We start from the raw sequence: 22,720 nt of genomic DNA on the forward strand, positions 1-22,720 counted from the left end.
GGACCATGGCCTCTTCGCAACTCGGCACCGACGTCAGCGGGCTGTCGCGCCTCCGGGCAGCGCTGCCCTTCTCCACCCGCGACTGGGGGCTCCTGCTCGTCGCTCCCGGCGCGATCCTCTTCTCCAGCTTCATGCTGTATCCGATCATCTACCTCTTCTACATCTCGCTCACCGACGCGACGTTCGCCGGGTCGGTGATCGGGGGCGGCGCGCAGCTGATCGGGCTGGAAAACTACGTCCAGCTGATCGCGGACCCGCAGTTCCGTACGTCGATGTTCACGACGTGGCTGTTCGTCGCCGTCTCGCTCGTGTTCAAGGTGTTTCTGGCGGTGGGGATCGCCCTGCTGTTGAATCACGTGCGCGTCGCCGGCAAACGGTACATGCGCGCGGCGGTGATCGTCCCGCTGGGGTTCCCCGGCATCTTCACGATCACCGTCTGGCGCGGGATGTTCAGCGACGCCCGCTACGGCGTCTTCAACACGATATTGGGCCGGTACAACGAACTCATGTCGTCGGTGTCGGCGCCGGAACTCCTCCTCTTCGACGTGCCGATCGGCTTCCTCAGCGGTCGGTGGGAGGCGTTCTTCGCGTACGTCACCACGGAGGTGTGGCTGGCGTACCCGTTCATGGTGATCATCATCGTGAGCGCGCTGCAGGACGTGCCCCGGTCGCTCCACGAGGCCGCGATGGTCGACGGCGCGGGGGCGCTCCAGCGGTTCCGCACCGTGACGCTCCCCGCGATCAAGGGGCCGGTGCTGTTCGCGTCGATCCTCACGGCCGCGACCTCGTTCCAGCAGTTCCTGATCCCGTGGGTGTTCAACCAGGGCGGTCCGTCGCGGCAAAACGAACTGATCATCGTCTACGGCTACCGCGAGGCGATCACGTTCAACCAGTTCGGCTTGTCGGCCGCGATCCTGATCGTCGGCATCGCGTTCGTCGGGCTGTTCATGTACGCCGCCGTCCGCTACGGCGGCCTCGCGGAGGGGGTGGGTGACGAATGAGCGCGATCCGCGCGTTCGCGTCGTTCGTCGCCGCCAAGCTGATCGCGCTCGCGACCGCCCCGCAGCGGTTCGCCGTCATGGTCCAGCGAGCCGTGTACGACGTTCGAACCGGGAAGCGCACCGCGTGGGACGTGACCAAGAGCGTCCTGATGACGCTGTTCGGGCTCGCGATGGTGCTCGTCCTGCTGTTCCCGCTGTTCTGGATCACGACCGCGTCGCTGGCGGAGGGGTCGCGGCTGTTCAACACGAGCGGGATTTTCCCCGACCCGACGACGTACAACCTCGGCGCGTACCGGTGGGTGATCTTCGAGTCCGACTTCTTCTTCGTCGACGGCGACTGGGGGTACCCCCAGCTCGTCCTCGGCGGGGAGAGCGGGCTGGTCAGCTTCCGATGGGCCGGCACCGAGACCGGTCCCGGCGCGCTGTTCAACAGCCTCTACATCGTCAGCGTGACGCTCGTCGCCGGCTTCGGGATGATCGTCCCGGCCGCGTACGCGTTCTCGCGCCGACAGTTCGTGGGGCGCAAGCGCATCCTCTACGGCTACGTGCTGTTCACGCAGATCGGCGCCGGGCTGTCGATCGCGACGCTCGTCGCCCTCTACTCGCTGTTCAGCACGTACGGACTCACGAACAACCTGTTCATCCTCGGGCTGTTCTACGCCGCGTCGGCGATCCCGTTCAACACGTGGCTGTTGAAGACGTACATGGACAACATCCCCGTCTCCTACGAGGAGGCGGCGATGGTCGACGGCGCGAGCTTCCTGGACACGATCCGGGAGGTCATCCTCCCGCTGACGAAGCCGGGGCTCGCCGTCGTGCTCATCTTCGTCTGGCTCGCCGGGTGGAACGAGTTCATCATCGCCCAGACGCTGCTGCGCCCCGAGAACTACCCGCTCTCGGTGGAGCTGTACAACATCGCGACCGAGGGGCGGTTCTCCACGCCGTGGACGCGGTTCGCGGCGTTCGCGAACCTGTTCGCGCTCCCCGTCGCGATCGTCTACTTCGCGGCGCAGCGCTCCGTCGAGGACGGCCTCTCGTTCGGCGGGATGGAAGGCTAAGCGGCTCCGTCCCGGTTCCGCCTCGGCTCGCTTTCGGTTCGCTTTCGGTCCGCTTTCGGTCCCTTTCGGTCCGCTTTCGGTCCCTTTCGGTCCGTTTTCGGTCCCTTTCGGTCCGTTTTCTATCGGCTCGCCGTGCGACACACCTTCCGTCCGGCGTCGCCGCCGCCGACAACGGGTTCAAGTGCGCGCTCGGCCCACCAACGGGTAGCAATGGAGCCGCCGAACATCGAGCGGTTGGACGAGCGGACCGTCCAGCGCATCGCGGCCGGCGAGGTCGTCGAGCGCCCGGCCAGCGTCGTCAAGGAGCTGATCGAGAACAGCCTCGACGCGGGGGCGACGCGCGTGGCCGTGTCGGTCGAGGCCGGCGGCACCGAGGGGATCCGCGTCCGCGACGACGGCGTCGGCATCCCGGAAGGGCAACTGGAGGCCGCGGTCGCCGAGCACGCAACCTCGAAGATCGGCGACATCGAGGACCTCGACCGCGGCGTCGGCACCCTCGGCTTTCGCGGCGAGGCGCTGTACACCGTCGGCGCGGTGTCGCGGCTCACCGTCCGGTCCCGCCCGCCCGGCGCCGACGCGGGGGCGGAGATCGCCGTCGAGGGCGGCCAGGTGGGAGAGGTGCGTCCCGCCGGCTGCCCCGAGGGGACGACCGTCGAGGTCGACGACCTCTTCTACAACACGCCGGCACGCAAGAAGTTCCTCAAGCGGACCGCCACCGAGTTCGACCGGGTCAACACGGTCGTCACGGGCTACGCGCTCGCCAACCCCGGCGTCGCCGTCTCGCTCGAACACGACGGGCGAGAGACGTTCGCGACCGAGGGGAACGGCGACCTCCGGTCGGCCGTCCTCGCCGTCTACGGCCGCGAGGTCGCCGAGGCGATGGTCGACGTTGAGTGGGAGCCGAAGGGGAGCGACCCGGACTCCGCCGGTGACCCCGATTCCGCCGCCAGCCCGCCCGTTCGAGGTGTCAGCGGGCTCGTCTCGCACCCGGAGACGACCCGGTCGACGCGCGAGTACCTGGCGACCTACGTCAACGGTCGGTACGTCACCGCGAGCGCCCTCCGCGAGGCCGTCCTCGACGCGTACGGCGGCCAGCTCGCGCCCGACCGGTACCCCTTCGCGGTGCTCTTCGTCGAGGTCCCGCCCGGCGACGTCGACGTGAACGTCCACCCCCGGAAGCTGGAGGTCCGGTTCGACGAGGAGCCGGCGGTGCGCGAAGCCGTCGAGGACGCCGTCGAAGAGGCCCTCCTAGACCACGGGCTGATCCGGTCGACGGCTCCGAGGGGCCAGTCCGCCCCGGACGAGACGGCGGTCGCCCCCGAGTCCCCGGAGACCGAGGCCGTCGGCGGCGCGGGGACCGACCACGAACGCGCCGCGCTCAGCGATCGGAGCGGGCGGAATCGGAACGGGGGCAAGTTGGGGAGCGGCGAGGCGGGGCGCGGCGACGGTCCGAACGACGGCGACGATCAGAACGACGACGGCGACGGTGAGGCCGCCGCGTCCGCGACCGGCGCGTCCGAACTGGACCCCACGGACGAGGAGGCGTGGGCGGTCGGCGACGTCGGGGCGGAAGCGGCCGGGTCGGTCACTCCCAGCGAGTCGGTCCCCCCCGACACGTCCGGCGGTTCCGCGACCGACCGCCCCTCGCCGCGGACCTGGCAGTCGGAGCCGGACGAGAGCGGTGGGGGCGGGAAGGACGACGACGACGGTTCTGACGCTTCCGGGCCCGATGCCGCCGACTCCGCGAGGGACGACGCCGCCGACTCCGCGACGGACGCCGCTGTCGACACGTCGGGGGGACAACGGAAACTGGGGGCAGCGGCGGACTCGGGCTCGACCCCGACCGCCCAGCGGACGCTCGACGGCGAGGCGACGACCGCGGAGCGCACGTACGACTCGCTCCCGCCGCTGCGGGTGCTCGGCCAGCTCCACGAGACGTACGTCGTCGCCGAGGCGCCGGACGGGCTCGTGTTGATCGACCAGCACGCCGCCGACGAGCGCGTGAACTACGAGCGCCTGCAGGCCGCCTTCGCCGGCGGCGCGGACGCGCAGGCGCTCGCGGAGCCCGTCCGAATAGAGCTCACCGCTCGAGAGGCGGCGCTGTTCGAGGAGTTCGTCGAGGACCTCGCGGGAGTCGGCTTCCGGGCCGAGCGGGCGGGCGAGCGCGAGGTGATCGTCGAGTCGGTCCCGGCGGTGTTCGACGCCGCGCTCGATCCGGGCCTCGTTCGGGACGTGCTCTCCGCGCTCGTCGACGACGCGGCCGCCGGCGACGAGCCGGTGACCGACGTGGTCGACGAGCTGCTCGCCGATCTCGCCTGCTACCCCTCCGTGACCGGGAACACCTCGCTGACGGAGGGGGCGGTCGTCGACCTGCTCGACCGGCTCGACGCGTGCGAGAACCCGTACGCCTGCCCGCACGGGCGCCCGGTCGTGATCCGCCTCGACCGCGACGAGATCGGCTCCCGGTTCGAGCGCGACTACCCCGGTCACGCCGGGCGACGCGGGGAGTGAGCCGCGAGGGCGACGGTCGATCGGTCGCTCGCCGACCGCAGAGAGGTACGCTTTAGGCGGGCGCCGTGGACCCACGGATATGGAACGCGTAGCGATCATCGGCGCGTCGATGACCCCGTTCGGGCAGCGTGACGCGTGGGTGCGAGAGCTGCTGGCGGAGGCGGGCGCGGCCGCGCTCGACGACGCCGGAATCGACGGCGACGACCTCGATCACCTGTACGTCTCGAACATGGCCAGCGGCGAGTTCGAGGGCCAGACCGGGGTCCCGAACGCCCTCGCCCACGATCTGGCGGCACAGCCCGCCTACACCGCCCGCATCGACCAGACCTCCTCCTCGGGGGGCGCCGGCGTGTACGCCGCGTGGCAGTCGGTCGCCTCCGGCGCGTCGGACCTCACCATGCTGGTCGGCGGCGAGAAGATGACCCACCGGACGACCACCGAGGCGACCGACGTGATCGCGTCGCTCACCCACCCGGTCGAGTACAAACAGGGCGTGACGCTCCCCTCCTTCGCGGGACTCACGGCGCGGCTCTACCTCGACGAGTACGACGCGCCGCGCGAGAGCCTCGGGAAGGTTGCGGTGAAGAACCACGCGAACGGCGTGGACAACCCCCACGCGCAGTTCCGGAAGAAGGTCGACCTCGACACGGTGCTCGACTCGCCGATCGTCGCCGACCCCCTCCGCCTGTACGACTTCTGTCCGATCACGGACGGCTCGGCCGCGCTCGTGTTCTGTCCGGAGTCGGTCGCCGCGGAGTACGTCCCCGAAGACGAGTACGCGGTCGTCTCGGGGATCGGCGGCGCGACCGACACCCACGTCGTCCACGAGCGGGCCGACCCGACGACGATGGGCGGGGTCGTCGACTCCTCCGATATCGCCTACGAGATGGCCGGGATCGGGCCGGACGACATCGACGTGGCGGAGCTCCACGACATGTTCACCATCCTCGAGTTCCTCCAGAGCGAGGACCTCGGCTTCTTCGAGAAGGGCGAGGGGTGGAAGGCGGTCGAGGAGGGCGTCACCGACCGCGACGGCGCCCTCCCGATCAACACGTCCGGCGGCCTCAAGTCGAAGGGGCACCCCCTCGGCGCCAGCGGGGTGGCACAGGTGTACGAAATATTCGAGCAGGTCACCGGCAACGCCGGCCCGCGGCAGGTCGAGGCTGACACGGGGCTCGCCTGCAACGTCGGCGGGTTCGGGAACTGCGTGACCACGACGATTCTGGAGGGCAACCAATGAGCGACAACGACGCGACCGACGACGCGAACGCGGGAGACGCGAGCGAAGAGACCGCCGAGCCGGCCTTCGAGGCCGCCGAGTACACGGACGGCACCGTCACCTACCCACCCCACACCGTGAGCCCGAACGGTGCCGAGCGCGTCGGGACGGTCGACCTCCGTGAGTACGAGGGGCACGTCCTCACGTGGACGACCTCGACGGCGACGCCGCCGGGCGTCCGCGAGCCCAACACCCTCGCTATCGTCGAGTTCGAACTGGGCGATGAGTACGACGGCCCGGCCGTCCGCGCGCTCGGACAGATCGCCGGGCGGGAGGACGGCTCCGGGGAGACGTTCGACGTCGACATCGGCGACCGCGTCCAGCCGGTCTACGCCGGCGAACTGCGCGAACCGGGCGCCGGGATCCGCGAACCCGAGAGCCAGGCGTGGGACGGGTTCCGGTTCCGGCCGGTCGAGTAGTCGGCGACGCCGCGAGCCGCCGGCGCTGTCGCCGGCTCAACTTCTGAACCGCGCCGAGTCCGAGTCGGTGAGGGGGCCGAGCCGCGTTTCGTGGACGCCCTCAAGCGTGTACACGTCCGGGCGGTACCGGATCTCGCGAGTCACCCCGTGGGCGTCCCTGAGCCGGCGTCGCACCCGATCGACATCTCTCCGGTCGAAGTAGTTCGGCGTGAACACGAGCACCGCGTGCTCCGTCTCGCCGAACGCCTCGCAACCCGCGCGGGTCGAGACCTTCGCGTCCCAGAAGCGCCCCGCCGCGACATCGTCGACCACCGCCTCCCAGAGGTCGTCCACCGCCTCTGGCGGGCGCTCGACGAGCCACTTCCCGCTCAGGTACGTCGTTTCGAGAGCGAGCCGGTCCGCGTCGGCGACGGTCTCGGTGTCGGCCGGGAGCGACTCCTCGTCGGCCTCGATCGCCGGGAGGTGCGCCTCCGTCGTCGCCGCCGGCCGCGTCACGCCGTGTTCCGGGAAGTAGCCGTCCCGGGCGTCCCGCGGAAATCCCGTTACGTGTTTGACCCGGAGCCAGTGCCACCCCGCCTCGTCGATCTCGGTCGGCGCGCGGTCGACGGTCATGGGCGTCGTTTCGTCCCGCGAGAGAAAAACGCTCCCGGCGCGGGAGGGCGGCGAGCCGGGGAGGAGCGTCGCCCCTTCAGATCCGTCGGAAGTCGCCGAGTCGCGTCCCGTTCAACAGGTAGGCGTCGCCGGACGGGAGGGCCTCCGGGAGAAACGGCGCCAGGAACGACTGGCCGTCGACGTTGATCCACGTCCCCCCGGAGCGCTCGTTGAACGCGGGAAAGACGACGAGTTCGGGCGGTTCGGAGGGAGCATGCTCGTCCCCCTCCACGAACGCCGCCGGATCGAGGGGTCCGCGGAGCCAGGCGCGCTCCACGCGCGACCCGCCGACCGCGTCTTCTAGCCGCAGTTGGGGGTGCTCGTGGCCCATACACACCACGTCGGCGTCGAGGAGTGCGGGATCGGGCCACGTGTGGCCGTGGAGGACGCCGATTCCCGTGTCGCCGCGGGGGGACGCGCCGTTGTCACCGCGGCTGCCGTCGCCGAGAATCCCGCCGCCGGCCCCGATCACGTCCAGATCGTCGGCGAACGCCTCCGCGACTCCGGCGTCGTGGTTGCCCTCGACGAGCGTCATGGGGACCCGGTCCGTCACCGCCCGGACCAGCTCGACGATCTCCTCGCGTTCGTCGCCCTCCGGCGCCGCGATCCGGTGTGCGAGGTCGCCGAGAACCACCAGTCGGTCGGCGTCGGTCTCGGCGATCAGATCGCAGAGGCGCTCGCGGCGCTCGGCGGCGCGGCTGTCGAGCTCGACGCCGCGCTCGTAGCGGAGCCCGACCTCGATGCCCGCGTGCACGTCGGCGACCAGCAGGGCGCGCTCGCTCCCGAGGTCGGCCACGGCCGCCGGCTCGCCGACCACCGGCTCGACGGCGGGCGACGCCCCCGGCGTCATCAGATCGGTTTGAGCATGCCGTCGCCCGGCTCGTAACACTTCCCGCTCATCAGCGCGTCCTGGATCGCGTCCTCGACCGCGTCGGCCGCGACCCCGTGATCGTCGGCGACGGCCTCCACGACCGCCTCGCGGTCGGCGCCGTCGCCGTCGTCGAGCGCGCCCATCGCGTCGACGACCGCGGCTTCGAGGTCGATGTCGGCGGCCGTTTCGCCCGCCTCGTCGCCCGCCGGCGCCTCGTCCGCCGGCTGCGCGCCGGCGTCCGACTGCCCCGCGGCCGCGTCACCGCTCTCGGCCGCGGCCGGCTCCTCCATCTCCTCGGGGTCGGGAACGTCGATGTCGGCCTCGCCGGGCTCGTCGACTTCGCTGCCGGTCGAGAAGTCGGTGCCGAACTCCGACTCGATCTCCTCGCGCTCCGCGTCGTCGAGTTCGTACATCTCGTCGGCGGCGGGCTCGGTCGGCGGCTCGTCGGGGTCGACGTCGGCGCTCTCCGCGCCGGCTTCGTCGGCGTCGCCCGCTCCGGCGTCGAAGTCGCCGAGTCCGTCGCTCTCGTCGGCGGGCTCGGAACCGAGGTCGGGTTCCGGCTCGGCGTCGAGGGACTCGGACTCCGTCTCCGAGGGGTCGGGCACGGACGCGGCGGACTCGGTCCCGGTGGGTGCGGAGTCGGAGTCGACAGCCGCGGCGTCGGCGGCGTCGGCGGCGTCCGCAGTGTCGACAGCATCGGCAGCGTCGGATGCTTCGGAGCCGATCGAGGCGGACTCCGTCGATTCGGAGTCGATCGTCTCGGTCGCCTCGGCCGTCTCGGTCGCTTCGGTCGCTTCGGTCGCCTCGGCTGCCTCACTCGTCTCAGTCGTCTCGACCTCCGCGGCCTCGGAGTCCGTCTCAGAGACCGGTTCGGGCTGTTCGGAGTCGGACACCGCCGGATCGGCCGCCGACGAGTCGGCGACCGCGTCGGTCGGCGGCTCTATCGTAACGTCGGTCTCCGGGAGCGCGCCGATCGCGGCCTCGCCGCCCTCGTCGGGCGCGGCCTCGAGGGCGCGCACCTCGTCGCGGTCGCCGGCGATCAGCTCCAGGGCGTCGACGGCGAGCCGCCGGAGCGCCTCGACGTAGGCCGTCGAGGTGTCGTAGTGGGCGATCGCCTTCGGGATTCCGGCCGCCAGCGAGTCGGGCGCGCCGCCCGATTCGAGCGCCGCGCGGAGCGCCTCGCCCCGGAGGTCGGAGTCGAGCGCCGCCGCGAAGACGGCGAGCCGGTCGAGCGTGGCCTCCGCGGCGGAGACGACCCACCGGTCGCGAGTGTCGGCGTCGACCTCGTTGAGGCTCTCGGGCCGGACCGAGGTGAACACGCGGTCGGAGTCCTCGGGTTCGAAGGTGCGCGCCTTCCCCGTGAGTGCGACGAACGACGGCGGGTCGGCGCGCTCTAAGAAGGCCTGCGCCTCCGGCTGGTACTGCCCGGCGTAGGTGACGAACGCGCCGGTGGGATCGACGACCCGCCCGCGGCGCGTCTCGTCGTTGACGCGCTCGACCTCGGTGAGCACGCCGGCGACGAACAGTCGGTTCACGCGCGCGCCGGTCGGCGTGACCACGTAGTTCGGGGCGCGCTCCTCGTCGCTCTCGGAGTACGAGAGGGAGGCGTCGTCGAACTCGGCGGCGAACAGCCGGTGGGCGACCTCGCGGGCGCCCGGCCCGTCGTCGCTCATTCGCCCACCTCCGCGAGCGCGGCGCGGGCGTGGTCGGCGGGGTCGTCGTCCGCGAGCGCGAACTCGGTCGCGTCGAGGTTGGCGCCGTAGTCGTCGACCGAGAGGTTCCCGCGGACGCGGTACGCGCGCCCGACCAGCGAGTCGGCGATGTCGTCCGCGACGACCGCCTTGTCCATCGCGTCCTTCGCGGCGTCGAGGGCGTCGTCGAGCCCGCCGCCGTACACCTCGGCGGTCAGTTCGTCGTCGAGGACGACGGTGACGGTGTCGGTGCCGTCGTCAACGATCGCCTTCACGCGGAGGTCGTCCTCGCCGTCCACGTCGCCGTGGCTCCGACACTGGCCGTTCTGGACCACGCGGCCGCACTCCGGACAGCGCTCGATGAGCCCGGAGCCGTCCCGGATCTCGAGGACGTTGCCGACGATCTCCACGTCGAACATGCCGCCGGAGCCGACCGCCTCGGCGATCGACAGCCGGGGCGCGTCCTCGGCGACCTCGACGGGGTCCGGGAGCGGCGTCACCGTCGAGAACTCCGTGAGGTTGAGCGAGGGGACGCCGCGGAACTCGCGGACGTACACGTCCTCGATCCGGAGGTCGGTGCCCGGCTTCAGCTCGGAGCGGGGCTGCCAGTCGGTGAACGGCAGCTTCGCGGTGGCGTCGCCGACGACGCCCTCCAGGATCTCCGTCTCGCCGTCTCGCCCGGAGATCGTCTTCTCGTCGACCTCCAGCACGCGGACCTCGACGTTACGCCCGCGGTCGCCGGCGTCGATGTCGACGAGGCTCCGGTCGCCGCCGACCGCCCGATCGACCTCGACGGGCTCGTCGGCGATGGCGACGGTGGTGGAGTCGTTGAGGTTGAGTTCGGGCTCGCCCTCCCACTCGCGGACGCCGGCGTTGCCGATCGTCAGCGAGTCGCCCGGCTCGAAGCCGAAGTCCTGCCACGCGGTGTAGGAGATGACACCGGTCTCGTCGGCGATCTCCCCCTCGCGGATCGTGAGGTCGTCGCCCTGATACCGGATCGTGCGGGTCCCCTGCGTGAGCACCCTGACGGTGACCGTCACGCCGTCGTGGTCGGTGGTGATCTCGCCCACGTCGACGGCGTCGGGCGTCGGCGTCGAGCCGCCGCCACCCCCGCCGTGTTTCCGGCGGACGCTCTGTTTGGCCTCGTCGATCGGGACGCTGTACTCCAGCAGGTTCTGCAGGTCGGCTTTGACCTCCTCTTTGTCGACACCGAGGTCGGAGGCGAGCTCCTCGGCATGGCTGTTGACGTCCATCGGGTCGGAGTTCGACGCGACCGCACAAAAGGGTTCACCACCCCTCCCGGATCTCGGGTCCGCGGTGCCCGTTGCCCGCCTCCGGGACCTCGTCGGCCGCGGGCGCCGGTAGTGCTAAACCGCCCCCGTCCGCAACGTGAGGCATGGACGAGATCGACATCGACGCGCGCGTCACGGGAGAGCGGACCGTCATCGACGTGAGCGGAACTCGTGACATCGCGGTCGTCGTGCGCTCGGCGAGCGGCGAGCGGATCTACCTCCCGCCGGAGGACTTCGACGAGCCCGTCTCCGAGTCGCCGTACACCTCGCCGTATCAGGGCGGGAGCGGCGTCGACGGCGAGGAGAGCCCGTACGGCGGCGGGTCCGGAAGCACACGGGGCGTGATCGACACCGCGGACGGCTTCCGGATCACCCACCCGGAGACGGCCACCGAGTTCGACGTGTACCGCGGCGACGGCAGCGCTGTCGACGGCGACGCGGGCGACGCGAGCGGCGGCGACTAGCCGGTGAGTAGCGCCGGGCAGACGCGGTGAGTCGCAGTCGATACCGATGGAAACGGGTTGAGAAACGCCGAGCGGAGTGCAGAGCGTCTTACGCCACGTCTTCGTAGACGGCGAGCGTGTCCTCGGTGACGTCCGACCACTCGCGTCGCTCGTACGTCGGGGGCTCCTCGCGGTCGAGCGCGGTCGCGATCCCGTCGACGATCGACTCCGAGTCGACTTCCACCTCGACGAGACAGTCGTCCGGGAGCACCTCCGCGACGCCCGAGCGGGTGGCGACGACCTGCGTCCCGGACTCCAGCGCCTCGGTGATCGTGATGCCGAACGGCTCCGCGTACGAGGGGGAGACGAACGCGTCGGCGGCGGCGTAGTAGTCGCCCAGCTCCGCCTCCGGAACGTAGCCGACGAACTCGACGCGGTCCTCGATGCCGAGCAGCTCGACGAACCGCTTCAGCTGGTCGGTCTGGTGGCCCGAGCCGCCGACGACGAGCGTCACGTCGTGGCGGTGGAGCTTCCGCATCGCGTACAGCAGGTGCGAGATCCCCTTCTGGTCCGTGTGTCTCCCGACGAAGAACAGCATCTCGCCGTGGATTCCGAGGTCTTCGCGGATGTCTTTCCCGGAGAACTTCGGCGTCGAGAAGCCGTTGTACACGACGCGGGAGTCGGCGTCGTACAGCTCGCGGATGTCCTCGCGCACGAGTTCGCTGACCGCGATGTTGGTGTCCGCGGCGTTCGCGAGGCGGCGCTCGGTCTCGACCTCGCGGGTCGGCGGGTCGATGTTGCGGTCGCTCGCCAGCGAGTGGAACGACGACACCCACGTCGCGTCCGACGCGCGCGCGGCCTGTCGGCCGGGGCCGTAGCCGAACCAGTCGTGCGTGTGGATCACGTCGTGGTCCGGAGCGAGATCCGCGAACCGGTCGCTGAGGCGGTCGACGCGGGCCGCAACGTCCCCCTTCCCCGTCTCGACCGGCTCGATCCCCGGCTCGTCGTCCGGCGCGAACTCCGCGGGCAACACGAGGGTGGCGTCCACCCCGAAGTCGTCGCGGAGCCCGGAGAAGAGTTCACCGACGTGAACGTCGAGCCCACCGGTGATGTTCGGCGGATATCCCCATCCCAGCATGAGTACGCTCGGCGGCATACCTCCCCGTTTCGGGAGTCGGCACTTAGGTATGCCCCTCGTTCGGCCGGGCGGCTCGCGGGAAAGAGCGGAAGGTGAAGGGCGAGAAAGCGGACGAAAAGACGCTCCGAAACGCTCTTCGGTCCCGGTTCAGGCCGCCTTCACGGCGTCGCGCAGCGCGTCCGTGCGGTCGGTGATCGACCCGGCGGCGTCGGCGAGCACGTCGAGCGGATCGCCGGACTCGGCTTTCACCGTCAACACCGGCTCCGTCTGGCCGCCGGACTGCTCGGGGTTCATGTCGTAGGTCGCGGCCGCGACGTCGTCGGTCTCCAGCAGGACGCCCTTCAGCACGTTCATGAACGTGTGGTCCTCGCCGGCGATCTCGATGCGGAGCTCCGTGTCGGTTTTCTCGATGACCCGCAGTTTCATGTTTGTCAGGTCGAGCGAGCGGCGTTTCAAGCTTTCGTCTCCCGAATATCGAGAGGTGCGACCGATCCCCACGCGACCCGAAAGCGTATGCCGCCGGCTCCGGTTGCCGCCGTATGGAGATCCGACGCCTGCCGGCCACCGAGGCCGCCGTCGAGCGGTACGCGGCGGAGCTGTGGCTCCCGTATCACCGCGACCTTGCAGCGAATGTGGCGAGGCACGCGCTCGCGGACCGACCCGACGGAGAGCTGATCGCCGCGGAGACCGAGTTCCAGCTCGGCCTGCTGCGGGAGAACCCGGACCGCCGGGTGTGGGTCGTCGCGGCCGGCTCGGACGCCGATCCGGGTGCGACCGACGGCGACGCCCTCGACCCGATCGATCCCGCGCCCCCCGGCGTCCCGGACCCGGACCGCGATTTCGTGGCGTTCGTCTCGACGAGCGTCGACGAGTGCCCCACGGTGTTCGACCGTCCCGACCGGCTGGTTGTCGGCGACATCTACGTCCAGGAGCCGTACCGGGGGAGCGGCGTCGCGAGCCGGCTCCTGGAGCGCGCGGCGGCCGACGCTCGGGAGCGTGACTGCGGCGAGCTCCGGCTCGACGTCGACGTCGACAACGAGCGAGCGATGGCGTTCTACGAGAAACACGGGTTCGAACCGTACCGCGAGCAGCTGACGCGGGAGGTGGGGTAGTTGTGTGACCGCCGTTTCGGTAGTGCGGGATCGACGGTTAACGGCTTCAAATTCCCAACGACAACCACAGCCTCACGCCTCCCCAGCCTCGTCGGTCGTCCTCCGCGTTGCTCCGGACGACCGACTCCAGCGAGGGACCTTCGGTCCCTCTGGCAGCCGGCGCGTAGCGCCGGCGACCTCGCGCGCTGCTCGGCCGCGGGGCGGCCTCGCAGGCACGCGCCACCGTCTCCGATCTCCATTCTGGATAGCGCCGCCGCTAGGTGATCGATAAACGGAAAAACTGCGGAGTCGCTCGGCGAGGCGTTACTCGTCGGCGTCGACGGCCACTTCGTCGGCGTCGACGTCGACGGCGGTCTCCTCTTCGGCGGCGACCTCGGACGGGCGCGCTTCGAGGGTCAGCTTCTGGACCTCGACGCGGCGAAGCGGGTAGATGAGCTTCGCGTCGCCGTAGATGGCCGACGAGAGGTTCCCCTCGACGATGGCGTCGACGAACGACTCGAAGGTGCGGTCCTCGGCGGCCGCGTGGACCTTGTCGATCATGACGCGGCGGATCGCCTTCTCCTGCGAGCGATCGGCCTTCTTCGTCGTCAGCGCGACGGGCTGAACGCGGATGCGGTAGTCGTCCGTCGTCAGCACCGTGATCGACGCCTCGACCTTCGAGGCGCCGCGGCGGACGAGCGAGCGCAGGTAGTCCCGCGTGAGCTCGTACTTGATGAACTCGGTGTAGGCCGTGTCGCTGCCCACGTCGGTGATCTTGAAGGTGAGCTTCGTGTTGTTCGCGCCGGAGTCGCCGGTCAGCTCGCCCAGCGTCGTCGTGATCGTGCGGCCGACGACCTGCTCGGGCTCCTCGGCGAGCGTCTCGCCGAGCTCCTTCCGGTCGAACTGTTCGGGCGCCAGCACGGAGTACCAGCGCTTCTGTTCTCTGCTCTTGGATACGGATCGTTCGCTCATGTGTTGGTGTCTGTGTCGCCGTTGGTGTCGGAGCGGCGCGCTCCGTCGTCGGCCGCGAGGTGAGCCCTCGCGCGCTCGACGAGTCGGTCCGCGACGCGTAGGTTCACGACGTGGTCGTCCACGGTCGACCGCAGCCCGCCGGTGGTGGGGCGCTCGACGACGCACTCGATCGCGTCGCCGTCGACGCGGGTGGCCATCGAGTCGGTCTCGTCCGGGGCGAGCGCGGCGGCGACGAGGGGGGCGTCGGCGTGGGTCGTCCGGACGGTCGCGGTCCGGCCCTCACCCTCGCTCGGAGCGGACTCCCCGCTCATAGCGCCTCCCTGAGCGCGGCGAGCGCGCCCGTAATGTCGCCGTCGGTCTCGCTCTCTGCGACCGCGATCCCGCCGCGCTCGGCGGTCCCCCAGCCGTCGCCGCCGACGTCGCCCGCCGCGGACCGGCAGGCGTCGCCGATGCCGATCGGCTCGGGGGGCGCGTCGTCCGCCGCGCGGTCCCCGCCGGTCGCCGCGTCGTCCGCTGCGCGGCCCCCGTTGATCGCGGCGGCCGCCAGCAGACCCGCGGCCTCGTCGACCGCGACCGCGACCGGCTCCGGCGACCGGAAGTCCCGGGCGAGCCGGGCAACCGTCGGCAGGACGGCGGCCGCGTCGGGCGCGACCCCGTCACCGCCCTCGGTGTCGTCTCCCGCGAGGTCGACGCGAGCGACGAAACAGCCGTCGTACCGGGCGGTCGTCGCGGCGTCGAGGGCGCGGTGCGCGGCGAGCCCGTGCGTCCGCCAGGCGTCGAGCGCGGCGGTCCGCAGCTCGGTGTCCGGGTCGGCGTCGAGCGCCAGCGCCACTCCCGTGCCGGGAGCCGCGCGGGCGAGCGCGTCGAGCACGTCGGCGTAGCCGCCGACCGTCTCGAACGGCGCCGCGTCGCCGACCGTCGCGTAGGGGCGGAGCGCGCGCTCGACCGCCGAGGCGGCCCGCGCGCTCGCGCCGTCCGCGTCGGCGACGTCGACGGCGACAAGCGACGCGAGGCGTCGGTGGGCGTCGTCGTCGATGTCGGCCGGGAGCCCGAGCTCCGCGAGCGCGGCGCGCGCAGCCTCGCCGTCGCCGGAGTACGGCGTCCGGACGAGCGTCGAGGCCGCGAGCCCGTCCGCCACGTCGGCGGTCGGGAGCGCGACGCCGGGGCGTCGCCGGACCCGGTCGTCGTCCTCGGCCGCCGCCAAGGCGTCGCCGGAGCCGTCCGTGCCGGGTACGGAGCCGGCGGCGACGACGCCGGCGAGCGCGACGACCGGATCGGGATCGTCGTCGCCGAGGGCTCGCGCGATCGCGAACGCGTCCGCGCTCGCCGGGCACCTCGTGCCGGGAATCGCGTGCGGGCCCCGATCCGCGCCGACGGCCACCGCGACGGCGTCGTCGCGGGCGTCGGGGACGGGGTCCCGAGACACGCGGACTTGGAACGGCGTGCCGACCGCCCGCAGCGCTCGTGCGAGGAGCGCGGCTGCCGCGAGCGCGTCGCCGTCGTCGGTCGCGACGAGCCGGGCGAACGGCGCGTCCGCGAGGACGCCGGCGAGGGCGTCGGGGGCGGGCGTGACGGATGTGGCTTCGGTCATCGGGTGGGTCGTGTGGTGCGGTCGTGGGGCGGTGCGTTCTGGATCGATGCGTCGTGGATCGATGCGTCGCGAATCGACGCGTCGCGTCAGTTCGTCGCGACCTGCTGTCGCGTCGTGTCGGTTACTCGTCCGAGTCGCTCCCCGTGGGAGCCGGCCTCGGCGTCGTCAGTTGTCGCCGAGGAGCTCGGCGGCGTTCTCGTAGGTGTACGTGAACTCCTCGTCGATCTTGTCGCCGCGGTAGTAGTTCGCGAGGCGGCGGATCTTCGACTCCGTGTTCTGGAGCGCGCGCTTGTTCTGGTGGTCCTGCCCGTTCTCCGCCATGTGCTCGCGCAGGCGGATGGCCTGGGACATCAGGTTCCGGAGGTCCTCGGGGAGCTCCGAGTCCGCGTCGTGCTCATCGAGGATCTCGGTGACCTTCTTGCCGGTGGCCAGCTTCACGTCGGGCACCGGGACGCCCTTGACGCCCTCGTCACGGAGCTTGAGTCCGATGACGCTGGGGTCGTGACCCTGCTCTGCCAGTTCGACGACGCGGGACTCGATGTCCTCGGCGTCGACGTCGCTCCACTCCGGGTTCTCGTCCGTCGCCGGCTTGTCCGAACCGGACGAACCGCGACGGCGCGTGTGCATTCGTGCCATTGTGTATCTGGTTGGAACGGCACAACCGCAACGTGACCGCGACTCCGCGCGACGCGGCTGACGGACGGCTCGCGAGTCGAGCGGTCCGACCGGGCGACCCGCGGAAGCGGGCGTCCCGACCGCGACGCCGGAGGCGTCGGCGCACTGCTACATTCCCAAGCCGTGGGCGAAAAGACCCCGGCGCGTCGGATCTGCAGCTGTGCTGTTCCCGTATGTGGGGTCGGCGTCGGGGTTCTTAAGCGTGTTCTTGTGGCTCTCCCGGACGACCGCGAGAGCCCACGTCGAGTGACGCGAGCGGGACGAGGGGCGGACGCGCCGACGGATGCGGGACACGAGGGTTTACGTAGGTCGTGGGTTACCGGATGCGTGGGAAAGACACATGACCGACGAATCCGACGGCGACCCGATCGACCGGACCGGCGACGAACCACCCGACGGCGCCCCGCCCGGCGGGGGCGGCTCCGACGTGTCCGACGGCGGATCCGCGTCGGGGAGCGAGTCCGAGACGAGCGGCGAACTCGCGACTGACGGCGGACTCAGCGCCGGGACGGGAGCGGAGACAGACGCCGAGCCGCGGATCACGTTCTACGGCGGGAAGTGGGCGAGCACGATCCCCCTCGCCTTCTTCATCGTCTGGGCCATCTTCCAGAGCGGAATCCTCAGAGTCGGCGGCTCGGACGGACTCGTTATCGGGGCGCTGATCGGGACGATCCTCGGGATGTTCTTCGTTCGCGGGAGCTGGAAGACGTACGCGGACACCATCTTCGAGGGGATGACCCAGCGCGTCGCCGCCACGGCGATCGTCGCGTGGCTGTGGGCCGGGATGTTCGCCGACACGCTCCAAGTCGGCGGGTTCGTCAACGGGCTCATCTTCGCCGCCGACGCGTTGAACGTCGGCGGGGCGACGTTCCCGGCGGCCGCGTTCGTTCTCTGTGGGCTGCTCGCGACCGGAATCGGGACGGGGTACGGCGCGACCATCGCGTTCGTGACCCTCTTTTTCCCGGCGGGGGTCCTCCTCGGCGCGAACCCGGTGCTGCTGTTCGCCGCGATCCTGTCGGGCGCCGTGTTCGGCGACAACCTCGCGCCCGTCAGTGACACGACGATCGTGAGCGCGGTGACGCAGGATGCCGACATCGGCGGCGTGGTCGCCTCGCGGTTCAAGTACGCGATCGCGGCGGCGGTGCCCGCGTTCGTCGCGTACCTGGTCATGGGCTCGGTCCTACCGGGCGCGAGCCTCGAGGGCGCGGCCGAACTCGACGCGGCTGCGGCGGGGCTGGTCCACCTGATCTCGATGGGCGTCGTGATCGTGACCGCGGTCGCGGGCCGACACATCGTCGAGGCGATCTCGTGGGGGATCGTCGTCGCCGTCGCGTCCAACCTCCTGTTCGGGCTCTCGTCGGTGAGCGACATCCTCGTGTTCACCGTGAGCGAGGCCGGAACGTTCACCGCGCTGCCGTTCGTCGCGGTCGGCGAGACCACGGGCGTGGGCGGGAGCCTTTATACGGGCGCGACCGGCTTCTTCCCGCTCATCGTGTTGACGCTGCTGATCGTGTCGATGGCGCAGATCATGATCCGCGGGGGCGGCTTCGAGGCGATCTTGGAGTTCCTGTTGAACTCCGTCGCGACCAACGTCCGGCGGGCCGAGCTGACGATGGTGCTCGGCACGGCGACGATCAACGGAATGATCACGATCAACACCGCCGCGGAGATCGCGATCGCCCCGTACATCGCGCGGATCGGCGAGAAGTTCAACATCAACGGCTACCGGCGCGCGAACATTCTCGACGCGAACACCTCGGCGCTCGGGTACATCTTCCCGTGGGCCGGCGGCGTCCTCGTCGGCTACCAGGTGATGGTGGGTCCAGGGGGGCTCGGCGCCGAGTACGGCGACGCGATGGTGGTCAACCCCATCGAGGTCGTGCCGTACGTGTTCCACGGCTGGTTCCTCGTGATCGTCTTCCTGATCGCCGCGATCACCGGGTTCGGGCGGGAGTACATTCCCGACCGGACCTCCGAGGAGGTGTCGCGCGCATGAGCCGCTTCGACAAGTTCTTCGCCGGGTTCTCGTTCCGAGGCTCGACGCCCGACTACGACACCGGCGACGTGATTGAGGTGATGGTCACCGGTCAGGAGGGCGACACGGCCGTCGCCCGCATCGGCGACTCGACGCTCCGGATCGAGGACGCGCCGGCCGACGCCCTGAACACCCGCGTGCTGGTCGCGGTCGAGACGTGGGACGTGGCGGCGCACCGCGGGACCGGAACGTACCGCGAGACGGTCGGCGGAAGCGCGTTCTGACCGGCCGGCCCGGCGCCGAAGCCGTTTTTTCGCGGACCGCGTCGCCGGCGCGGACTCGCCCGCCGCTTTCGACGCGAACCGCCGCGGACCGGGGCGCTTTTGAACAGCACGCCCGAATCAGAGCGCGTGTTATCGGTCGAGCTGCACGCGCACTCCGCGCTGTCCTACGACGGACGCGACCCGGTTGACCTCCTCTTGGAGCAGGCGTCGGCGGTCGGACTGGACGCGCTCGCCGTCACGGACCACGACGAGATCGACGCCAGCATCGAGGCGGCCGAGAAGGCCCCCGACTACGGGCTCGTCGGCATCGTCGGCATGGAGGTGACGAGCGCGGCCGGCCACGTCCTCGCGTTCGGCATCCGCGAGCGCGTCGAGAGCGGGCTCCCCTTCGACGAGACGCTCGATCGCATCCGCGATCAGGGCGGGATCGCGGTCGTTCCCCACCCCTTCCAGAAGTCCCGGCACGGCGTCGCGGCCCACATCAGCGACGAGCAGCTGGCGAGCGCCGACGCCCTCGAAGTGTACAACTCGCGGCTGTTCACGGGGCGATCGAACCGACAGGCCGAGAAGTTCGCGATCCGGAACCGACTCCCGATGACCGCCGGCAGCGACGCGCACATCTCGGAGATGGTCGGACAGGCCGTGACCGAGGTCGGTGCCGACGAGCGCTCGGCGGCGGCGATCCTCGAGGGGATCGCCGACGGTCGGACCAGCGTCGTCGGGAAACGGACCCCGTGGCGCGTCTCGCTCCGCCAGTTCGGCGGCGGGGCCAAGCGCCGCGCGCTCCGGGCGCTGGACGCGTTGCGGTGACCGCGATGGGCGGCGCTCATCCCACCGAGCTGTGCGGGGCATCGCCCGAGCACGTCCGCGACGCCCTCCGTGACGGAGACGCCCTCCCCGGCGGACGCGGCTTCGCGGGGCTCCTTCGCGATCCGCCGGACCGCGAGGGGCCGGTGCTCGTCAGGGACGCGCTCGGCCGCCAACCGCTGTTCGTCGAGCGCGGCGCCGCGGGCGTGGCGCCCGAGGGCGGGTCAGCGACCGACGGCGATCCAGCCACCGACTGCGATCCAACCACCGGCCGCGATCCCACGGCTGCCGACGCGTGGAGCTTCGACCGGGCCGACCTCGACGAACCGGAACCCGTCCCGGCAGGCGCTCTCGTGTCGGCGGCGGGGACCGAGCGCGTCTGGTCGCTTCCGGACGGCGGCGCGGTCGACGCTGAGTCCGGACAGACCGCGGTCGACGACGCCCTCGGCGCCGCGCTCGCCGATCTCGACGTTGCCGGCCCCGAACCGGGAAGCGACGCCGGCGACCTCGCGGTGGCCTTCTCCGGCGGCGTCGACTCGGGCGTCGTCGCCGCCGCGGTCCCGGACGCGCCGTGTTACGTCGCCGGGTTCGAGGGGTGTCACGACATCGAGGCCGCCCGCGAGGCCGCCGCGGCGATGGAGCTGGAACTCCGCGTCGTCGAGATCACCCACGACGGCCTCGTGCGCGCGGTCCGCGAGGTGGCCGCGGCGACCGGACGGCGCAACCCGATGGACGTCGCGATCGCGGTCCCGCTGTACCTCGCGGCGGAGGCGGCCGCGGCCGACGGTATCGATCGGCTCGCCGTGGGCCAGGGCGCCGACGAGCTGTTCGGCGGCTACAGCAAGGTCGCCGACCCCGTCGGCGACGACCGCGTCGCCGCGGAGACGGTGCGAGGCGCGCGGACCGAGACCGTCCGAACGCTCCCCGGACAGCTCGAACGCGACGTGCTCGCGCTCCGCGCCGCCGGGGTCGAGCCGGTCGCGCCGCTGCTCGACGACCGAGTCGTTGCGGCCGCGCTCTCGCTGCCGGGCGAACTGCTCGCGAGCGACGGCGAGCGCAAGATCGCGCTCCGGCGGGCGGCGACCGGGCGCGTGCCGGAGTCGGTCCGGACGGCCGACAAGAAGGCGGTCCAGTACGGAACGTACGTCTCCCGAGAGCTCGACCGGCTGGCCCGGCGGGCGGGGTTCAAGAGACGGATGGACGACCACGTCGGGCAGTACCTCGACGCGCTGCTGGGGACGGAGTAGGCGAGGACCGAGCGGCGCGAAAAACGGCCCGTGAGGGCCGGTGCTGACCAAGCCGCCGTATGGAGTACCAGTCCTACGGCCGACGCCCGATCGTTCGGGCGCCTACTGACGAAAGACGGTGACTGATATAAAATTCGGGGAGTAGCGACAAATATCACACCAGCGTCCCGCGAATGAATGACGTTCGAACACTAATCTCTCGGATTCGCGCTAATCGATCCGATCGGAGCCTCGGAGCCATGTCGGAACCGCACATCCATCCGGCCGAGCGATCGGACTGAGTGGGGTGCGCCGCCGCGGGCGGTGGTCCGTGCTCCGGTGCGCGTCACCTGACGAGGTACGGGTCGCTGCCCGCGATGAAGCGCCCGAGGTCGCTCTCGCGGCGGAAATCCGTCGATCGGAGCTCGCGGAGCGCGGCGGCGAGGCGGTCGCCGTCACCCTCGGTCCACTCGACGGGGTCTTTGATCGGGAGGACGAGCCACCCGGAGCCGAGCAGCTCCTCGGCGTGGAGCGCGTCCATGTCGATCTCCGTCTTGTGCGCCCGCGAGGTGTACTGCCGGAGGACGTGGTCGGTCGCGCGCGCGCCGACCGGGAGGAGGACGTGGGCGGCGATCGCCCGGATCTCCGCGTCGAAGAACCGCTCCATGTCGTCGTACGACGACTCGTCCGGGCGGCCGTCGGACACGCACATGTGGAGATACGAGAAGAAGGTCCGGTCAGCGGCGATCGTCCCGGCGGTCGCATCGTCGTCACTCGTCGGGGGATCGTCGAACCCCGCGATCAGTCCCCCTTCGACCAGCGCGGAGAGGAACGCGGTCGACCACGGCTCGCCGGTGAACGGGACGCCGGTGTCGGCGCCGCCGTGGACCCCGGGGTAGTCACCGATCACGTGGAAGTCGGCGTTGGCGTCGCCGTACCCGGGCACGAACGACTCGCAGTCCGGTCGCATCCCGAACGGGTTCCGCGTCCTGTCCGTAACGTTCTGCACGCCGCGTGATAGGCGACGGACCGGTTAAATCGCGTTCGGTCCGTACCCGGACCGATCCGAGCGTCGAGCATGGCTCCGAGGCCGACGGGGACGATCGAGCCGTCGGTCTCGGATCGCGTCGCGATCGCCTAGAGGCGAGGCGCACGAGGCGCAAACGATTCCCATAACTTATGGAAACGAGCGGGATTCGAACCGCCGTGGATATCCCGATCGTGACCGCCTCCCGTTTATATTTCATAATCGTTAATTTATGACTCCAAACCGCATGACTGCATCGAGGTGGGTCGCTCGCGCTCCCCGGAAGGTATTTATACGTACCTCCGCTCCGGTTGCTCGAAGACCCATGTTCGACCGCATCCGTACGGCGGCTCTCTTCGGGCTGCACCAGGCGACCGTCGCCATCGGGATCTCGCTGTTCCCGGTGGCCGTCTTCGCCCGCGAGCAACTCGGTATCAACGTCCCCATCGGCCGGCTCGTCGAAACCACCGGCGAGGTGTACGAGGCCACCGAGGAGTGAACGCGCCGGCGCCGTCGTGACGACTCGTTTTCTGGACCACCCGTCCCGAGCGCACCGACGATCCAGAGCGCCCGCCAACGTCGAACGCTCACCGTCGTTGCCGTGACTCGTCCCTCACCGTCGTTGCCGTGCCCCATCCAGCGCCTCGGAGCGCGCGTATTCGCCGTGCGTCGTCTGAATATCGTCGGAGCGCGGTCGCCGACGAATAGACCCGTCGGA

At 70.8% G+C, this 22,720-nt stretch carries 23 protein-coding genes; 12 read left to right on the plus strand and 11 right to left on the minus strand.

Going from position 1 to position 22,720, the window contains the following annotated elements; translation table 11 throughout:
- The first annotated feature begins 5 nt into the window (after window positions 1-5).
- The 5 genes from ACT4MF_RS05990 (at window position 6) to ACT4MF_RS06010 (ending at window position 6,268) form a co-directional block, all read left to right on the plus strand.
- Window positions 6-1,001 (plus strand): carbohydrate ABC transporter permease, encoded by a 996-nt coding sequence (locus ACT4MF_RS05990; protein ID WP_099254887.1) that lies wholly within the window; start codon window positions 6-8, stop codon window positions 999-1,001.
- On the plus strand, window positions 998-2,059 hold the full coding sequence (locus tag ACT4MF_RS05995; RefSeq protein WP_099254886.1) for a sugar ABC transporter permease: 1,062 nt from the start codon (window positions 998-1,000) through the stop codon (window positions 2,057-2,059). Before ACT4MF_RS05990 ends, ACT4MF_RS05995 begins: the two co-directional genes overlap by 4 nt.
- A gap of 210 nt (window positions 2,060-2,269) precedes the next feature.
- The gene (mutL, locus tag ACT4MF_RS06000; RefSeq protein ID WP_444682199.1) at window positions 2,270-4,570 is read left to right on the plus strand and encodes a DNA mismatch repair endonuclease MutL; all 2,301 of its coding nucleotides are present in this window, start codon (window positions 2,270-2,272) and stop codon (window positions 4,568-4,570) included.
- Window positions 4,571-4,649: 79 nt separating this feature from the next.
- A complete protein-coding gene (locus ACT4MF_RS06005; RefSeq protein ID WP_444682198.1) occupies window positions 4,650-5,810 on the plus strand; it encodes a thiolase family protein in 1,161 nt (386 codons plus the stop codon).
- On the plus strand, window positions 5,807-6,268 hold the full coding sequence (locus ACT4MF_RS06010) for a hypothetical protein (RefSeq protein ID WP_444682197.1): 462 nt from the start codon (window positions 5,807-5,809) through the stop codon (window positions 6,266-6,268). Before ACT4MF_RS06005 ends, ACT4MF_RS06010 begins: the two co-directional genes overlap by 4 nt.
- 36 nt (window positions 6,269-6,304) lie before the next feature.
- Here ACT4MF_RS06010 and ACT4MF_RS06015 read toward each other — a convergent pair whose 3' ends face one another.
- From ACT4MF_RS06015 to ACT4MF_RS06030, 4 genes are all read right to left on the minus strand, one after another.
- Window positions 6,305-6,880, minus strand: a complete 576-nt coding sequence (locus tag ACT4MF_RS06015) for a putative phosphothreonine lyase domain-containing protein (protein ID WP_444682196.1) — start codon at window positions 6,878-6,880, stop codon at window positions 6,305-6,307.
- 76 nt (window positions 6,881-6,956) lie between these two features.
- Window positions 6,957-7,769: a metallophosphoesterase gene (locus ACT4MF_RS06020; protein WP_444682195.1), complete on the minus strand. Its 813-nt coding sequence runs from the start codon at window positions 7,767-7,769 to the stop codon at window positions 6,957-6,959.
- Entirely contained in the window at window positions 7,769-9,463 is a 1,695-nt protein-coding gene (locus ACT4MF_RS06025; RefSeq protein ID WP_444682194.1) for a hypothetical protein, read from the minus strand. The genes ACT4MF_RS06020 and ACT4MF_RS06025 overlap by 1 nt, the downstream gene beginning before the upstream one ends.
- Window positions 9,460-10,734, minus strand: a complete 1,275-nt coding sequence (locus ACT4MF_RS06030) for a Single-stranded DNA binding protein (RefSeq protein WP_099254879.1) — start codon at window positions 10,732-10,734, stop codon at window positions 9,460-9,462. The genes ACT4MF_RS06025 and ACT4MF_RS06030 overlap by 4 nt, the downstream gene beginning before the upstream one ends.
- Before the next feature lie 143 nt (window positions 10,735-10,877).
- On the opposite strand from ACT4MF_RS06030, the gene ACT4MF_RS06035 reads away from it, so the two are divergent.
- Window positions 10,878-11,237: a DUF7510 family protein gene (locus ACT4MF_RS06035; RefSeq protein ID WP_444682193.1), complete on the plus strand. Its 360-nt coding sequence runs from the start codon at window positions 10,878-10,880 to the stop codon at window positions 11,235-11,237.
- Between the two features lie 88 nt (window positions 11,238-11,325).
- On the opposite strand, the gene ACT4MF_RS06040 is transcribed toward ACT4MF_RS06035, so the two are convergent.
- Window positions 11,326-12,354 carry a glycosyltransferase family 4 protein gene (locus tag ACT4MF_RS06040; RefSeq protein ID WP_444682221.1) on the minus strand — a complete coding sequence of 343 codons (1,029 nt, stop codon included), beginning with the start codon at window positions 12,352-12,354 and terminating at the stop codon, window positions 11,326-11,328.
- A gap of 147 nt (window positions 12,355-12,501) precedes the next feature.
- Window positions 12,502-12,780, minus strand: coding sequence for a DNA-directed RNA polymerase subunit L (locus ACT4MF_RS06045; protein ID WP_099254876.1), 279 nt, complete (start codon window positions 12,778-12,780; stop codon window positions 12,502-12,504).
- Window positions 12,781-12,893: 113 nt separating this feature from the next.
- Here ACT4MF_RS06045 and ACT4MF_RS06050 point away from each other — a divergent pair, with 113 nt between their 5' ends.
- A complete protein-coding gene (locus tag ACT4MF_RS06050) occupies window positions 12,894-13,466 on the plus strand; it encodes a GNAT family N-acetyltransferase (RefSeq protein WP_444682192.1) in 573 nt (190 codons plus the stop codon).
- A 303-nt stretch (window positions 13,467-13,769) separates the two neighbouring features.
- Here ACT4MF_RS06050 and ACT4MF_RS06055 read toward each other — a convergent pair whose 3' ends face one another.
- From ACT4MF_RS06055 to ACT4MF_RS06070, 4 genes are all read right to left on the minus strand, one after another.
- Complete coding sequence (locus tag ACT4MF_RS06055; protein ID WP_444682191.1) at window positions 13,770-14,417, minus strand: 30S ribosomal protein S3ae; 648 nt, start codon at window positions 14,415-14,417, stop codon at window positions 13,770-13,772.
- Window positions 14,414-14,728, minus strand: coding sequence for a KEOPS complex subunit Pcc1 (locus ACT4MF_RS06060; RefSeq protein WP_444682190.1), 315 nt, complete (start codon window positions 14,726-14,728; stop codon window positions 14,414-14,416). The genes ACT4MF_RS06055 and ACT4MF_RS06060 overlap by 4 nt, the downstream gene beginning before the upstream one ends.
- On the minus strand, window positions 14,725-16,008 hold the full coding sequence (locus ACT4MF_RS06065; protein ID WP_444682189.1) for an exonuclease RecJ: 1,284 nt from the start codon (window positions 16,006-16,008) through the stop codon (window positions 14,725-14,727). The genes ACT4MF_RS06060 and ACT4MF_RS06065 overlap by 4 nt, the downstream gene beginning before the upstream one ends.
- 165 nt (window positions 16,009-16,173) lie before the next feature.
- Window positions 16,174-16,644, minus strand: a complete 471-nt coding sequence (locus tag ACT4MF_RS06070; RefSeq protein WP_099256209.1) for a 30S ribosomal protein S15 — start codon at window positions 16,642-16,644, stop codon at window positions 16,174-16,176.
- 379 nt (window positions 16,645-17,023) lie between these two features.
- Here ACT4MF_RS06070 and ACT4MF_RS06075 point away from each other — a divergent pair, with 379 nt between their 5' ends.
- The 4 genes from ACT4MF_RS06075 to ACT4MF_RS06090 all read left to right on the plus strand — a co-directional run bounded on the left by ACT4MF_RS06075 (window position 17,024) and on the right by ACT4MF_RS06090 (window position 20,996).
- Window positions 17,024-18,679, plus strand: coding sequence for a Na+/H+ antiporter NhaC family protein (locus ACT4MF_RS06075; RefSeq protein WP_444682188.1), 1,656 nt, complete (start codon window positions 17,024-17,026; stop codon window positions 18,677-18,679).
- Window positions 18,676-18,942 carry a DUF7513 family protein gene (locus ACT4MF_RS06080; protein WP_099256207.1) on the plus strand — a complete coding sequence of 89 codons (267 nt, stop codon included), beginning with the start codon at window positions 18,676-18,678 and terminating at the stop codon, window positions 18,940-18,942. The genes ACT4MF_RS06075 and ACT4MF_RS06080 overlap by 4 nt, the downstream gene beginning before the upstream one ends.
- Before the next feature lie 126 nt (window positions 18,943-19,068).
- Complete coding sequence (locus ACT4MF_RS06085) at window positions 19,069-19,752, plus strand: PHP domain-containing protein (protein WP_099256206.1); 684 nt, start codon at window positions 19,069-19,071, stop codon at window positions 19,750-19,752.
- A 5-nt stretch (window positions 19,753-19,757) separates the two neighbouring features.
- The gene (locus tag ACT4MF_RS06090; protein ID WP_444682220.1) at window positions 19,758-20,996 is read left to right on the plus strand and encodes an asparagine synthase C-terminal domain-containing protein; all 1,239 of its coding nucleotides are present in this window, start codon (window positions 19,758-19,760) and stop codon (window positions 20,994-20,996) included.
- A 325-nt stretch (window positions 20,997-21,321) separates the two neighbouring features.
- Here the strand turns inward: ACT4MF_RS06090 and ACT4MF_RS06095 are convergent, their stop codons facing one another.
- Window positions 21,322-21,984: a uracil-DNA glycosylase family protein gene (locus ACT4MF_RS06095; protein ID WP_444682187.1), complete on the minus strand. Its 663-nt coding sequence runs from the start codon at window positions 21,982-21,984 to the stop codon at window positions 21,322-21,324.
- A gap of 343 nt (window positions 21,985-22,327) precedes the next feature.
- On the opposite strand from ACT4MF_RS06095, the gene ACT4MF_RS06100 reads away from it, so the two are divergent.
- Complete coding sequence (locus ACT4MF_RS06100) at window positions 22,328-22,501, plus strand: hypothetical protein (RefSeq protein WP_180271835.1); 174 nt, start codon at window positions 22,328-22,330, stop codon at window positions 22,499-22,501.
- The last annotated feature ends 219 nt before the right edge of the window (window positions 22,502-22,720 follow it).

Source organism: Halorubrum sp. FL23 (assembly GCF_052439115.2).
GTDB lineage: Archaea > Halobacteriota > Halobacteria > Halobacteriales > Haloferacaceae > Halorubrum > Halorubrum persicum.